12 protein-coding genes, 1 tRNA gene and 1 pseudogene are annotated in these 13,524 nt (G+C 72.2%); 12 read left to right on the top strand and 2 right to left on the bottom strand.

Annotated elements, in window-relative coordinates; translation table 11 throughout:
- Positions 1-105 precede the first annotated feature (105 nt).
- Both sp36 and QSJ60_RS08045 read left to right on the top strand, forming a co-directional pair.
- On the top strand, positions 106-333 hold the full coding sequence (sp36, locus tag QSJ60_RS08040; RefSeq protein WP_189084432.1) for a Sp36 family protein: 228 nt from the start codon (positions 106-108) through the stop codon (positions 331-333).
- A gap of 2 nt (positions 334-335) precedes the next feature.
- Positions 336-803 carry a RidA family protein gene (locus QSJ60_RS08045; RefSeq protein WP_189084433.1) on the top strand — a complete coding sequence of 156 codons (468 nt, stop codon included), beginning with the start codon at positions 336-338 and terminating at the stop codon, positions 801-803.
- 80 nt (positions 804-883) lie between these two features.
- Here QSJ60_RS08045 and acs read toward each other — a convergent pair whose 3' ends face one another.
- Positions 884-2,839, bottom strand: coding sequence for an acetate--CoA ligase (gene acs, locus QSJ60_RS08050; protein ID WP_285463240.1), 1,956 nt, complete (start codon positions 2,837-2,839; stop codon positions 884-886).
- A gap of 497 nt (positions 2,840-3,336) precedes the next feature.
- Between acs and QSJ60_RS08055 the strand changes: the two genes are divergently transcribed.
- From QSJ60_RS08055 to QSJ60_RS08075, 5 genes and pseudogenes are all read left to right on the top strand, one after another.
- Positions 3,337-4,473, top strand: a complete 1,137-nt coding sequence (locus tag QSJ60_RS08055) for a TadA family conjugal transfer-associated ATPase (protein WP_285463241.1) — start codon at positions 3,337-3,339, stop codon at positions 4,471-4,473.
- Positions 4,470-5,495 carry a type II secretion system F family protein gene (locus QSJ60_RS08060; RefSeq protein ID WP_285463242.1) on the top strand — a complete coding sequence of 342 codons (1,026 nt, stop codon included), beginning with the start codon at positions 4,470-4,472 and terminating at the stop codon, positions 5,493-5,495. Before QSJ60_RS08055 ends, QSJ60_RS08060 begins: the two co-directional genes overlap by 4 nt.
- Positions 5,496-5,629: 134 nt before the next feature.
- Complete coding sequence (locus QSJ60_RS08065) at positions 5,630-5,824, top strand: DUF4244 domain-containing protein (RefSeq protein WP_285465278.1); 195 nt, start codon at positions 5,630-5,632, stop codon at positions 5,822-5,824.
- A 22-nt stretch (positions 5,825-5,846) separates the two neighbouring features.
- Positions 5,847-6,158: a TadE family type IV pilus minor pilin gene (locus QSJ60_RS08070; protein ID WP_285463243.1), complete on the top strand. Its 312-nt coding sequence runs from the start codon at positions 5,847-5,849 to the stop codon at positions 6,156-6,158.
- A pseudogene (locus QSJ60_RS08075) lies at positions 6,158-6,454 on the top strand (Rv3654c family TadE-like protein); the annotation flags it as partial. The gene QSJ60_RS08070 and the pseudogene QSJ60_RS08075, both read left to right, overlap by 1 nt.
- 51 nt (positions 6,455-6,505) lie before the next feature.
- On the opposite strand, the gene QSJ60_RS08080 reads toward QSJ60_RS08075, so the two are convergent.
- Entirely contained in the window at positions 6,506-6,742 is a 237-nt protein-coding gene (locus tag QSJ60_RS08080; protein ID WP_230767642.1) for a hypothetical protein, read from the bottom strand.
- A 177-nt stretch (positions 6,743-6,919) separates the two neighbouring features.
- Between QSJ60_RS08080 and topA the strand changes: the two genes are divergently transcribed.
- From topA to QSJ60_RS08105, 5 genes are all read left to right on the top strand, one after another.
- Positions 6,920-9,718, top strand: a complete 2,799-nt coding sequence (gene topA / locus QSJ60_RS08085; RefSeq protein WP_230767731.1) for a type I DNA topoisomerase — start codon at positions 6,920-6,922, stop codon at positions 9,716-9,718.
- Positions 9,715-10,335 (top strand): dTMP kinase, encoded by a 621-nt coding sequence (gene tmk, locus QSJ60_RS08090; protein WP_285463244.1) that lies wholly within the window; start codon positions 9,715-9,717, stop codon positions 10,333-10,335. The genes topA and tmk overlap by 4 nt, the downstream gene beginning before the upstream one ends.
- 62 nt (positions 10,336-10,397) lie before the next feature.
- Positions 10,398-11,606: a DNA polymerase III subunit delta' gene (locus QSJ60_RS08095; protein ID WP_285463245.1), complete on the top strand. Its 1,209-nt coding sequence runs from the start codon at positions 10,398-10,400 to the stop codon at positions 11,604-11,606.
- Positions 11,603-13,168, top strand: coding sequence for an alpha/beta hydrolase (locus tag QSJ60_RS08100; RefSeq protein WP_285463246.1), 1,566 nt, complete (start codon positions 11,603-11,605; stop codon positions 13,166-13,168). The genes QSJ60_RS08095 and QSJ60_RS08100 overlap by 4 nt, the downstream gene beginning before the upstream one ends.
- A 153-nt stretch (positions 13,169-13,321) precedes the next feature.
- Positions 13,322-13,397, top strand: a tRNA-Thr gene (locus tag QSJ60_RS08105).
- The last annotated feature ends 127 nt before the right edge of the window (positions 13,398-13,524 follow it).

Consider the following 13,524-nt stretch of genomic DNA (forward strand, 5'->3'; position numbering starts at 1 on the left):
AATTCCGCGGCTGACACGCCGGATTCGCCACGATCGGCTGCCGGAATGCCCGCGCGGAAGCCCGCTCCGTCCATCACACCCCCGCAGATCGAGCTCTGGAGCGCTATGACGACCTGGGAGTACATCACCACCCCGCTGCTGATCCACAACACGGCCGCGATCCTGAACAACTGGGGATCGGAGGGCTGGGAGCTCGTGCAGATCGTGCAGGGCCCCGAGGGCGGGCTGGTCGCCTACCTGAAGCGCCCGGTCGGCGGAGCGGCCTCGGCCGCCGCGAGCGCCGGCGCCGCGGCCGCCGCGCAGGCCGCCAAGCAGTTCGAGGGAGAGGCCTGAACATGTCCTACGAAGCACGCCTGACCGAGCTCGGCATCCAGCTGCCCGAGGTCGCGCCGCCCGTCGCGGCCTACGTCCCCGCCGTCGTCACCGGCTCCTACGTCTACACGAGCGGCCAGCTGCCGTTCGTCTCGGGTGCCCTGCCCGCGACCGGCAAGGTCGGCGACGGGCACGGCCTGGTTCCGGCCGACGACGCGAAGGCCTACGCGCGCACCGCGGTGCTGAACGCGCTGGCCGCGGTCCGCGCCGAGCTCGGCTCGCTCGACCGCGTCACCCGCATCGTGAAGCTCGTGGGCTTCGTCGCCTCGGACCCGGCGTTCTCCGGGCAGCCGGGCGTCATCAACGGCGCCTCCGAGCTGCTGGGCGAGATCTTCGGCGAGGCGGGCCGGCACGCGCGCTCGGCCGTCGGCGTCGCCGTGCTGCCGCTCGACGCGCCGGTCGAGCTGGAGCTCGTGGTCGAGTTCGCCTGAGTCGTCCTGGGTACGCGGATGCCCCGGCGGGAAGCTTCCCGCCGGGGCATCCGTCGTTCTGAACCGAGCTGAGCCGAGGCTCAGCGCACCTGCTCGGTGATCGCCGTCATCACCGAGGTGTCGGCGAGCGTCGTGGTGTCGCCGACCTGGCGACCCTCCGCGAGGTCGCGCAGCAGGCGGCGCATGATCTTGCCCGAGCGGGTCTTCGGCAGCTCGTTCACGATGAAGACCTGACGCGGGCGGGCGATCGCGCCGATCTGGGTGGCGACGTGCCGGCGCAGCTCTTCCGAGGCCTCGGCCACGTCGGTCACCCGGTCGGCCTGGCTGGCCTTGAGGATGACGAACGCCACGACGGCCTGCCCGGTCGTCTCGTCGGCGGCGCCGACGACGGCGGCCTCGGCGGTCCACGGGTGCGCGACGAGCGAGGACTCGATCTCGGCCGTCGACAGCCGGTGGCCGGAGACGTTCATGACGTCGTCGACGCGGCCGAGCAGCCAGATGTCGCCGTCCTCGTCGCGGCGGGCGCCGTCGCCGGCGAAGTACTTGTCGCCGAACTTCTCCCAGTAGGTCTCCTTGAACCGCTCCGGGTCGCCCCAGATGCCGCGGAGCATCGAGGGCCACGGCTCGGTGATGACGAGCAGGCCGCCGTCCTCGCCGCCGACGGGCTTGCCGTCGTCGTCGAGGATGTCGACGGAGATGCCGGGCACCGGCACCTGCGCGCTGCCGGGCTTCAGGTCGGTCACGCCGGGGAGCGCGGAGATCATGATGGCGCCCGTCTCGGTCTGCCACCAGGTGTCGACCACGGGGATCGAGCCGCCCCCGATGACGTGGCGGTACCAGATCCACGCCTCGGGGTTGATCGGCTCGCCCACCGAACCGAGTACGCGCAGCGAGCGCAGGTTGAACTCGTGCGGGATCTGCCGGCCGAGCTTCATGAAGGAGCGGATGGCGGTCGGCGCGGTGTAGAGGATCGAGACGCGGTACTTCTCGACGATCTCCCACCAGCGGCCCGGGTGCGGGCTGTCCGGGGTGCCCTCGTAGAGCACCTGGGTGGCGCCGTTCGCGAGCGGGCCGTAGACGACGTAGGAGTGGCCGGTGATCCAGCCGACGTCGGCGGTGCACCAGTAGACGTCGGTCTCTGGATGCAGGTCGAAGACGTTCTTGTGGGTGAACGCCGCCTGAGTGAGGTAGCCGCCCGAGGTGTGCAGGATGCCCTTGGGCTTGCCGGTCGTTCCCGAGGTGTAGAGGATGAACAGCGGATTCTCGGCGTCGAAGGCCTCGGCCGTGTGCTCGGCGGACGCCGTCGCGACCGTGTCGTGCCACCACTGGTCGCGGCCCTCGGTCCAGCCGACCTCGTTGCCGCCGCGCTGGACGACGAGGACGTTCTGGACGCTGCCGCCGGTGGCGCGGTCGAGCGCGTCGTCGACGACGGGCTTCAGCGGGAACACCTTGCCCTTGCGGTAGCCGCCGTCGGCGGTGATGACCAGCTTCGCCTCCGCGTCGTCGATGCGGGAGGCGAGGCTGTCGGCGCTGAAGCCGCCGAAGACGACGGAGTGGATGGCGCCGAGGCGCGCGACGGCGAGCATCGCCACGACGGCCTCGGGGATCATCGGCAGGTAGATGGCGACGCGATCGCCCTGGCCGATGCCGAGCCCCGCGAGCACGTTCGCCGCGCGCTTGACCTCGTCGGTCAGCTGCGCGTAGGTGAGGCTGCGGCTGTCGCCGGGCTCGCCCTCCCAGTGGATGGCGACGCGGTCGCCGTAGCCGGCGTCGACGTGGCGGTCGAGGCAGTTGGCGGCGACGTTGAGCCGGCCGTCCCCGAACCAGCGGGCGAACGGCGGGTTCGTCCAGTCGAGGACCTCTGTGAAGGGGGTCTCCCACTGGATGAGCTCGCGGGCCTGCTCGGCCCAGAAGCCCAGTCGGTCCTCCGCGGCGCGGCGGTAGAGGCTCTCGTCGGCGACGGCCTGGGCGGCGAACTCGGGGCTCGGGCGGAAACGCCGGATCTCCTCGAGCGCGTGATCGATCTGTGCGGTCATGGTTCTCGGTCGCTCCTTCGCGATGTGCATGGATCGGATGGGTTCGCCTGCCCCACCCAGCACCCTACCGCCAGCCCGGAAGGCCGTCGTACACTGTGTCGGTCGGCGACATTCGGCCGGCCGCGCTCGGGTCATCTACAACTCTCTGAGCGTTCGCGCAGAGAATTCTGTCTGTCCGCACAAATGAGGACAAAAAGTACTTGCGCATGAATCGAGAACCCCTACACTGGGTACCGCCCGAACACTCGTTTCGAGGCCTGCAGCGTGCCGCATTCCCCCCAATCGGTACGCTGCCGAGGCGGCACCTGTTCCCCCCAATGGGTGCCGCCCCCTTCTTTTAAGCGGTGCCGGGCGTGAGCGCTCACGGTGCCGGACGCGAATCGCCGGCTCGCTCAGGAACGGCGGTCCTCCTCCACAACGGCGTGGGGGAGGGGCGCTCTCCCCGAGGCGGCGGCTGCCCTCCCCGAGGCGGTGTGCTGCTCCGTACGCTCGCCGGCATGCCTGTTCCCTTCGTCGCCACCCCGTCGTGGCTCCCCGACGTTCCCGCAGAGGCCGTCGCGCCGCCGGAGCGATCGCGGCGGGCCGGCGGAGCGCATCCCGCGGGGGCGTCGCCCGACGGAGCGTTTCGCGCGCCGGACTCGCCGCATTCCGCGCATGCTGCCGCGCCCGACGGCATCGCGCCCGACGGCATCGCGCCCGTCCCGCGCGCGCTCGAGCTCGAGCTCCTCGGCGAACTCGCGCCGTTCGCGAGCGCGCCCGACGTCACCGACCTCTTCGTGAACGGCGAGCGCGGGCTCTGGATCGACCGCGGCGCCGGTGCGGTCCACGAACCGGCGTGGGTCGCCGACGAGGCCGGGGTCCGAGCGCTCGCGATCCGGCTCGTCGCCCGCGGCGGGCGGCACCTCGACGAGGCGAGCCCGGCGGTCGACGTCCGGCTCGGCTCGGGCATCCGCGTGCACGCCGTCCTTCCGCCGATCTCGACGGCCGGCACGCTGCTGTCGGTGCGCATCCCGCGCGCCGCCGGTCACTCGCTCCGCGGCCTCGCGCGGCTCGGCATGCTCGACGACGTGCAACTGGCGCGAGTGCTGCACGCCGTCGCCGAGCGCGAGAATCTGCTCATCGCCGGTGCCGGCGGCACCGGCAAGACGACGCTGCTCGCCGCGCTGCTCGGCGCCGCGCCGCCGCACGAGCGCATCGTCCTCATCGAAGACGTCGGCGAGGCGGTCATCGCGCATCCGCACGTCGTGTCGCTCGAATCTCGGCAGCCGAACCTCGAGGGGGCTGGCCGCATCGGGCTCGACGCGCTCGTCCGCGAGGCGCTGCGTATGCGGCCCGACCGGCTCGTCGTGGGCGAATGCCGAGGGGCGGAGCTGCGCGAACTCCTCTCGGCACTGAACACCGGACACGACGGCGGCGCCGGCACGATGCACGCGAATTCGCTCGCCGACGTCCCCGCCCGGCTCGAGGCGCTCGGCGCATCGGCCGGGCTCCCGGTCGACGCCCTCGCTCGGCAGGCGGTCAGCGCCTTCGACCTCGTGCTGCACCTGGAGCGGCGCGGCGGGGTGCGCAGGCTCGCCTCGATGGGACGACTCGTGCTCGAGCACGATCGGCTCGGCGTGGAGGCGCACCGGTGAGCGCAGACGCACTGCACGGGACGCGAGCCGGCGCTCGGCGCCGATTCCGGGTGCACCGTCGCCCGCGCGGTGGGCATGAGGAGGCGACGATCGAGCAGGCCGCGGCCGTCGCGGAGCAGCTGGCGACCCTGCTCTCCGCCGGCGTCGGTGTTGCGGCGGCCTGGACGCACCTCGCGCCGGTCTCCGAGTCGGGCGCGGGTGAACAGACGAGCGCGGGCGACGAGGCTCGCACCGCGGCGCCGGCGGATCCGGTCGCCGCTGCCGCAGCCGCCGCACGCGAGGGGCTCCCGGTGCACGAAGCGCTGCGAAGCGGCGACGAGAGCGGGGCGTGGCGAGCGCTCGCCGCAGCGTGGGAGATCGCCGCGGCGTGCGGCGCGCCGCTGGCAGCCAGCCTGCGCGAGCTCGCCGCCGCGTTGCGCGACGAGGGTCAGCTGCGGCGGGAGGTGCGCACCGCGCTCGCGGGGCCGAATGCGAGCGCGCGCCTCGTGGCCTGGCTCCCCGTCATTGCGATCGGATTCGGGCTCGTGCTCGGCTTCGACACCCTCGCCGTGCTGCTCGGCTCGCCGCTCGGCCTCGGCTGCCTGCTCGCCGGGCTGGGGCTGCTCTGGGCCGGACGCCGGTGGAATCGGGCGCTCGCCGCCCGGGCCTCGCAGGGTTCCGCGGATGCCGGACTCGAGTACGACCTACTGGCGATCGCATTGACGGGCGGGGTCTCGCTCGACCGGGGGCGGGCCCTCGTCGAGGCCGCCCTCGCCGACCCCGGCGGCGTTCGCGATGCGGTCGAGATCGACCGGATCGTTGGGCTCGCCGCCGCCGCAGGCGCTCCGGTCGCCGAACTGCTGCGGGCCGAGGCGTTCCGGGTGCGTCGCGCGGCGCGCGCCGAGGGGCTTTCCCGGGCCGCGGCGCTCGGGGTGCGGCTGATGATCCCGCTCGGGGTCTGCGTCCTCCCGGCCTTCGTCCTGCTCGGCGTCGCGCCGCTCGTCATCTCGGTCGTCTCCGGCACCTTCTCGGTCACCGGATGACCGTTCTGCTCGTGCCACCGCAGGCCGCCGCGGCGGCCAGACAAGAAGAGAGGGATCACATGGATCATCGAACGCGTCCGCAGGGGAGCGCAACGACGGAGGAGGTGACCACGGCCGAGGTCGCCGCGCCGGCCGTGCCCGCCGAGTGGCATCGCCCGGGTGGGCTCCGGCGACGGCTCGCCGGCGAGCGGGGCGCCGCGACCGCGGAGTACGCGGTGGCCACGATGGCGGCGGTCGGCTTCGCCGGGCTCCTCGTCGTCATCCTGCGCGGAGACGAGGTGCGCGGCATCCTCACCGAACTCGTGCGGAATGCGCTCAGCGTCGGCTGAGGCGCGGCGCGAGCGGGGCAGCGTGACCGCGGAACTTGCGGTCGCGCTGCCCGCGGTCGCGGCCGTCCTCGCGATCTGCCTCGCCGCCGTGCTGCTCGCCGCGCAGCAGGTGCGCCTGAGCGACGGCGCCGCCGACGCCGCCCGCGCGCTCGGGCGCGGCGAATCGGAGTCGGCCGCCGCCGCGATCACCGCCCGGGTGTCCGGGGCCGCCGTGAGGGTCGGCTCCACGAACGACGGCACCTTCGTGTGCGTCACGCTCAGCGCGCCCGCCGCAGGGCTGCTCGCCGCGATCGAACTGCGAGCGTCCTCCTGCGCGCTCGCCGGTGGCCGCTGATGTCCGGCTCCGTGCTCGCAGTCGGCGTCGTCGGCGCGTGCGCCGCCACTGCGCTCGCCGCGCTGCCGCTGCTCGGCGTGCACGTCGAACGCCAGCGCGCCGCGCATGCCGCCGATGCGGCCGCGCTCGCCGCGGCCGACGCGCTGAGCGGGGCGGTCGCCGGGGTGCCGTGCGAACTCGCCGCCGAGCTCGCCCGCCGCAACGGGGCGACGCTCACGGGCTGCGACGCCGACGGCCTCGTCGCTCGGGTGCGCGTCGAGATCGGCCTGCCGCTCGGCGGGGTCGCCGCTTCGGCGCGAGCCGGCCCGCCTCCCGTTCCGTCGGAGCGCGTCGCCGACCGAGCGGCCTCAGTCGAAGACGGTCTCGATGAAACGGTAGTCGACCGCGGTCGGGCGGGCATCGCCCGGCCCGTCGAACTCGAGGCCGGCGCCGCGGGCGTAGACGTAGCGCTTGCCGGCATCCGCGTTCAGCTCGATGCGCGGGCGGGGGTCACCGCTGTCGAGGAACGCGGTCGCGACGGTCTTGCCTTCGAGTGGCCCGTCGATCAGCTTGGCGGTGTACGAGCCCGAGGATGACGTGTCCATGCGGTCATTCTCCTCCGCCCGTGTCGAACCGCAAGGGGTGGATACGCCACCGTGGCGGAGGTGCGCTCCCGGCCAGGGTGTGTATCGTGTGGCTGTCGGCGCTCGGCGTCGACGGACAGCACACCGCTCGGGGGCGCGGCGTTCCGCTGCACTCTCGTCTCGAAGCAATAGAGGAGTCTGGTGTCAGGCAAGAAGTTGGTGATCGTCGAGTCGCCGACCAAGATGAAGTCGATCGCCGCGTATCTCGGCGACGGCTACGAGGTGCTGTCGTCCGTCGGGCACATCCGCGACCTGGTCGAGCCGAAGAACCTCCCGCCGGAGCTCAAGAAGGGCCCGCTCGGCAAGTTCTCGGTCGACGTCGACAACGGCTTCGAGCCGTATTACGTCGTGTCCGACGCGAAGAAGAAGACCGTCGCCGAACTGAAGCGCGCGCTGAAGGGGGCTGACGAGCTCCTGCTCGCCACCGATGAAGACCGCGAGGGCGAGGCGATCGCCTGGCACCTGCTGCAGGAGCTGAAGCCGAAGGTGCCCGTGCGCCGCATGGTCTTCCACGAGATCACGAAGGACGCGATCCTCGCGGCGAAGGACAACACCCGCGAGCTCGACACCTCGCTCGTCGACGCGCAGGAGACGCGACGCATCCTCGACCGCCTCTACGGCTACGAGGTCTCGCCGGTGCTCTGGCGCAAGGTCGGCCCCGGCCTGTCCGCCGGCCGCGTGCAGTCGGCGGCGACCCGCCTCGTGGTCGACCGCGAGCGGGAGCGCCTCGCGTTCGTCGCCGCAGGCTACTGGGATCTCGTCGGCACCTTCGCGACCGACGCCCCGGGCAGCGCCTTCGCGGCCAAGCTCGTCCGCGTCGGCGGCAAGCGGATCGCCACCGGCCGCGACTTCAACGACGACGGCAAGCTCACCTCCTCCGCGGTGGTGCTCGACGAGCCCACCGCGACCGCGCTCGCCGCCGCCCTCCGGGACGACACCGTCGCCCGCCGCGTCGCCAAGGTCGAGTCGAAGCCGTACTCGCGCCGCCCGGCCGCACCGTTCACCACCTCCACCCTGCAGCAGGAGGCGGCCCGCAAGCTCCGCCTGTCTGCGAAGGACACGATGCGCGTGGCGCAGTCGCTCTACGAGAACGGCTACATCACCTATATGCGCACCGACTCGAACTCGCTGTCGCAGCAGGCGATCGCCGCTGCTCGGGCGCAGGCGACGAAGCTCTACGGCGCCGACTCGCTGCCCGACAAGCCCCGCGTCTACGCCGGCAAGTCGAAGAACGCGCAGGAGGCGCACGAGGCGATCCGGCCGTCCGGCGAGGTCTTCCGCACGCCGTCCTCGCTCCAGGGTTCGCTGCGCGGCCGGGAGTTCGACCTCTACGATCTCATCTGGAAGCGCACCGTCGCCTCCCAGATGGCCGACGCCAAGGGGCACACCGCGACCGTCACCATCGAGGTCGGGCCGACCGCGGCATCCGCTGCGGCGCCCGCCGAGCCGACCGCCCCGGTCGGCGGCACGACCGCGGAGTTCACCGCGAGCGGCACCGTGATCACCTTCCGCGGCTTCCTCGCCGCCTATGAAGAGGGGCGAGACGAGGAGCGCAACGCCGACGACTCCGGCGACGCCAAGCTCCCGCAGCTCGCCGAAGGGCAGAGCGTCGAGCTCGCCGAGCTCGAGGCCAAGGGCCACGAGACCAGCCCGCCGCCGCGATACACGGAGGCGAGCCTCACGAAGCGCCTCGAGGAGCTCGGCATCGGCCGTCCCTCGACCTTCGTGTCGATCATCTCGACGATCCTCGACCGCGGCTACGTGACCCAGCGGGGTCAGGCGCTCGTGCCGAGCTGGACCGCCTTCTCCGTCGTGCGGCTGCTCGAAGAGCACTTCGGCGACCTCGTCGAGTACGACTTCACCGCCGAGATGGAGGACGACCTCGACCGCATCGCTGCCGGCGAGGCCGACCGGGTCGACTGGCTGAACGAGTTCTACTTCGGCAGCGAGCGGCACCGCGGACTCCGCCAGGTCGTCGACAACCTCGGCGAGATCGACGCCCGCGAGATCAACTCGATGGCGATCGCGCCGGACGTGACGCTGCGCATCGGCAAGTACGGCCCCTACCTCGAGGTCGTCGAGGAGGGTGCCGCCCCCGACGCGACCCCGCGCCGGGTCAACCTGCCGCCCGAGCTCGCCCCCGACGAACTCACGATCGAGAAGGCGCGCGAGCTCATCGACGCGCCGGTGCAGAGCGACCGGGTGCTCGGGCAGAACCCTGCGAACGGCAAGCAGATCGTCGTGAAGGACGGCCGATTCGGCCCGTACGTCACCGAGCTCGAGCCGGAGCCCGAGGCCGCGGAGGCGACCGTCGACCAGGCCACCGGTGAGGTCGTCGAGGCGAAGCCGAAGCGCGGCGCGAAGAAGGCTGCGGCCGTGAAGCCGCGCACCGCCTCGCTGTTCAAGTCGATGGATCCGGCCGAGGTCGACCTCGACACGGCGATCCGGCTGCTCGAGCTGCCCCGCGTGGTCGGCCTCGACCCCGAGTCGGGCGAAGAGATCACGGCCCAGAACGGCCGCTACGGCCCGTACTTGAAGAAGGGCGCCGAGACGCGCACGCTGCCGAGCGAGGACGCGATCTTCGACCTCGACCTGGCCGGCGCGCTCGAGCTGCTCGCGCAGCCGAAGTACGGCGCCCGCCGGGCGTCGAGCGCGCTGAAGGAGTTCGACGCCGATCCGGTGAGCGGCAAGCCGATCAAGGTGAAGGACGGCCGCTTCGGGCCGTACGTCACGGACGGCGAGACGAACGCCACCATCCCGCGTGCCGAGTCGGTCGAGGACATCACCTTCGAGCGTGCGGTCGAGCTGCTGCAGCTGAAGCGCGAGAAGGGACCGGCGAAGCCGAAGGCCAAGCGGGCGACGACGACGAAGAAGGCGGCTCCGAAGAAGCCGGCGGCGGCCAAGAAGACCGGCACCTCGAAGAAGAGCCAGGCGTGAGCCGGGGCCTGTTCATCACCCTCGAGGGCGGCGACGGCTCAGGCAAGACCACGCAGGCCGAGCTGCTCCGGGAGTGGCTCGACGGCCTCGGTCGCGAGGTCGTCCGCACCCGTGAGCCCGGCGGCACCGAGGTGGGCGTCGAGGTGCGCGAGATCGTGCTGCACCACCGCGGCGACATCAGCCCTCGCGCGGAGGCGCTGCTCTACGCGGCCGACCGGGCCCACCACGTCGCGACCCTCGTCCGACCGGCGCTCGAACGCGGCGCGGTGGTGCTGCAGGACCGATACATCGACTCCTCGGTCGCGTACCAGGGCGCCGGCCGCGTGCTCGACAGCCGCGAGGTCCGCGCCCTCTCGGAGTGGGCCACCGAGGACCTTGCCCCCGACCTCACCGTGCTGCTCGATCTCGACCCCGAGGCCGCCCGCGGTCGCCTCGACGCCTCGCGCACCCGCTACGACCGGCTCGAGGCCGAGGCATCCGAGTTCCACCGACGCGTGCGGGAGGCGTACCTCGCGATCGCGGAGGCCGAGCCGGAGCGGGTCGTCGTCGTCGATGCTGCGCAGCCTGCCGAGCAGATCGCCGCCGAACTGCGCACGCGGATCGAACCGCTGCTCTAGATGGCTCGGACGGGCGAGCGGATGCCTCGGGTCGCGTCGGCGGTGGAGGGTAGCGTGGCAGGGTGAGCGTGTGGAGCGAACTGACGGGGCAGGATGCCGCGATCGCCGTGTTCCGCGCGGCCGCCTCGGCCTCGACCGTCCGCGCCGGTGCAGCCGGCGAGGGTGACGTCTCGACCGCTCCGGACGCGCGCAGCATGACGCACTCCTGGCTCATCACCGGCCCGCCGGGTTCGGGGCGTTCCAACCTCGCCTATGCCTTCGCGACGGCGCTCATCGCGGGCGACGCCGACGGTGACGAGCCGACCCGCATCCAGGTCGAGGCGCGCAGCCACCCCGACCTGCACGTGCTCACGACCGAGGGCGTCATCATCAAGGTCGCCGACGTCCGCGACATCGTGAAGCGCTCGCACTACGCGCCCTCCGTCGGCCGCCACCGGGTGATTGTCGTCGAGGACGCCGATCGCATGACCGAGCAGACCTCCAACGTGCTCCTGAAGGAGCTCGAGGAGCCGCCGGAGCGCACCGTGTGGATCCTCTGCGCCCCGAGCGAGGCGGACCTCATCCCGACGATCCGATCGCGCGTGCGTTCCGTGCGCCTGCAGGTGCCGAGCATCGCCGACGTCGCCGAGCTGCTCGTGCGCCGCGACGGAGTCGAGCCGGGCCTCGCCGAGCGCGCCGCCCGCGAGGCGCAGAGCCACATCGGCATGGCGCACCGGCTCGCCACGAACGAGGAGGCCCGCAGTCGTCGCGCCGAGACGCTCCGGCTCGCCCTCGGCGTGCGCTCCGCCGCGACAGCGGTGATGACGGCGTCGCGACTCCTCGAGATCGCCGGTGACGATGCGAAGGCCATCACCGAGCTGCGCGACCAGGAGGAGCGCGAGCACGCGCTGCGCTCGCTCGGGCTCGCGCCGGGGCAGGCCATTCCGCCCGCGCTGCGCTCGCAGATCAAAGCGCTCGAGGACGAGCAGAAGCGACGGGCCACGCGAAGCCTCCGCGACGGCATCGATCGCATCCTCGTCGATCTCGCCTCGCTCTACCGCGACGTGCTGCTGCTGCAGCTCGACGCGAGAGTGCCGCTCGTGAACCGCGAGATCGAGGCCGAACTCGGTGCCGCCGCCGCGGCCGCCACGCCGGCGCGCACGCTCGCGACGCTCGACGCCATCCAGCTCGCACGCACCCGCATCGAGGGCAACGTCGCACCGGCGCTCGCGCTCGAGGCGATGCTCGTGAGCGCCATCAGACGACCAGGGACCGAACGGGGGGCCGCATGATCCGCACCGGCACGACGGGGGGCGTTCGCGCTCGCAGACGCATCGGGGCCGTCGGCCTCGTCGCCGCGGTGGCGCTGCTGCTGAGCGGCTGCTTCCCCGACCTCGGCGGCCTCTTCCCGAAGCCCGCGGCCACTTCGACCCCGACGGGCGAGCAGGTCTCGGCCGAACTGCAGCCGTTCTACTCGCAGATCCTCGAGTGGAAGGGCTGCGGCGAGAAGCTCGAGTGCTCGACCGCGAAGGCGCCGCTCGACTGGGACGACCCGGCGGCGGGCGAGGTCGAGCTCGCGCTCGTCCGGCACCGTGCCACGGGCGAGCGCATCGGCTCGCTGCTCGTGAACCCCGGCGGCCCGGGAGCGTCGGGCGTCGACCTCGTCTCCGACTCGCTCGACTTCGCCGTCGGCCAGCCGTTGCAGGAGCGCTTCGACGTCGTGGGCTTCGACCCCCGCGGCGTCGGCCAGTCGAGCTCGGTGGTCTGCTACGACGCGGCAGGCATGGACGAGGCGCTGTTCACCATCCCGCCCGGCCAGCGGGGGAGCGCCGAGTGGATCGCGGCGTCCGCGAAGAACTTCGAGGACTTCGGCGCCGCCTGCGCCCAGAACACGGGCGAGCTGCTGGGGTACGTCGACACGGTGAGCGCGGCCCGCGACCTCGACCTGCTGCGGGCCGTTCTCGGCGACACGAAGCTGAACTACCTCGGCTACTCCTACGGCACCTTCCTCGGTGCGACGTTCGCCGGGCTCTACCCCGACAAGGTCGGCCGACTCGTGCTCGACGGCGCGATCGACCCCGCGGCCAGCGAGTTCGAGGTCTCGAAGGCGCAGGCCATCGGCTTCGAGCAGGCGCTGCGCGCGTACATGGCCGACTGCCAGAGCTCGGCCGACTGCCCGTTCTCGGGCGACGTCGACGCAGGCATGGCCGAGGTCGGCGCGCTCGCGGCGTCGCTCGACGCCAGCCCGCTGCGCGGTAGCGACGGCCGGATGGTCGGGGCCGACACCTACCTCACCGCGATCATCGCGGCGCTGTACAGCCCCGACTCGTGGACGTACCTCTCGCAGATGTTCGACTCGGTCATGCTCGGCGACGCCGACATGGCGCTCACGCTCGCCGACTTCTACTACGGGCGCAACCCCGACGGCACATACAGCGACAACTCGACCGAGGCGTTCCGGGCCATCAATTGCCTCGACTACCCGCTCCGCGACGGCGAGGGCGACCTCCAGGCCGAAGCGGCGGAGATCACCGCGGCGGCGCCCGTCATCGGTCCGTTCTGGGGCTACGACACGGGCGGCGGCTGCGAGCTGTGGCCGGTGCAGGGCGATGCGACGCGCGCGCAGATCCACGCCGAGGGGGCCGACCCGATCCTCGTCATCGGCACGACCGGCGACCCGGCGACCCCCTACGAGTGGGCCGTCTCGCTCGCCGATCAGCTCGACTCCGGTGTGCTCGTGAGCTACGAGGGCGAGGGGCACACGGCGTACAACAAGTCGAACTCCTGCGTGAACGACGCCGTCGAGCAGTACTTCATCGACGGCACGGTGCCGGCGAGCGATCCGAAGTGCTGATCGGGCGAGCCCTGCGGGACTGACGTCTCGGTGGCGGTGCGGCGGGCGGACCCGCGGCGCCGCCGCCGCGTTCCTGCAGTGGTCATCGGGAGCGCCCGGCATCCGCTACTATTGACTCTCGTGCCACCGCAGCGCTCGCGCCGCGGCCGTCACGCCGCCTTAGCTCAGTCGGCAGAGCGATTCACTCGTAATGAATAGGTCGTGGGTTCGATTCCCACAGGCGGCTCCACACACGACATGCCTTCTCCCGTTCCGTGGGAGGAGGCATTCGTCATTTCTGGGCCCGGACGGCCTGGCGACATCTGTCACTTGAAGTGCCGTGAATTGGACATTCGTCGCATTGTCCGCGCGCTTCG

The sequence above is a fragment of the Agromyces sp. NBRC 114283 genome (assembly GCF_030268405.1).
Taxonomy (GTDB): Bacteria; Actinomycetota; Actinomycetes; order Actinomycetales; family Microbacteriaceae; genus Agromyces; species Agromyces mediolanus.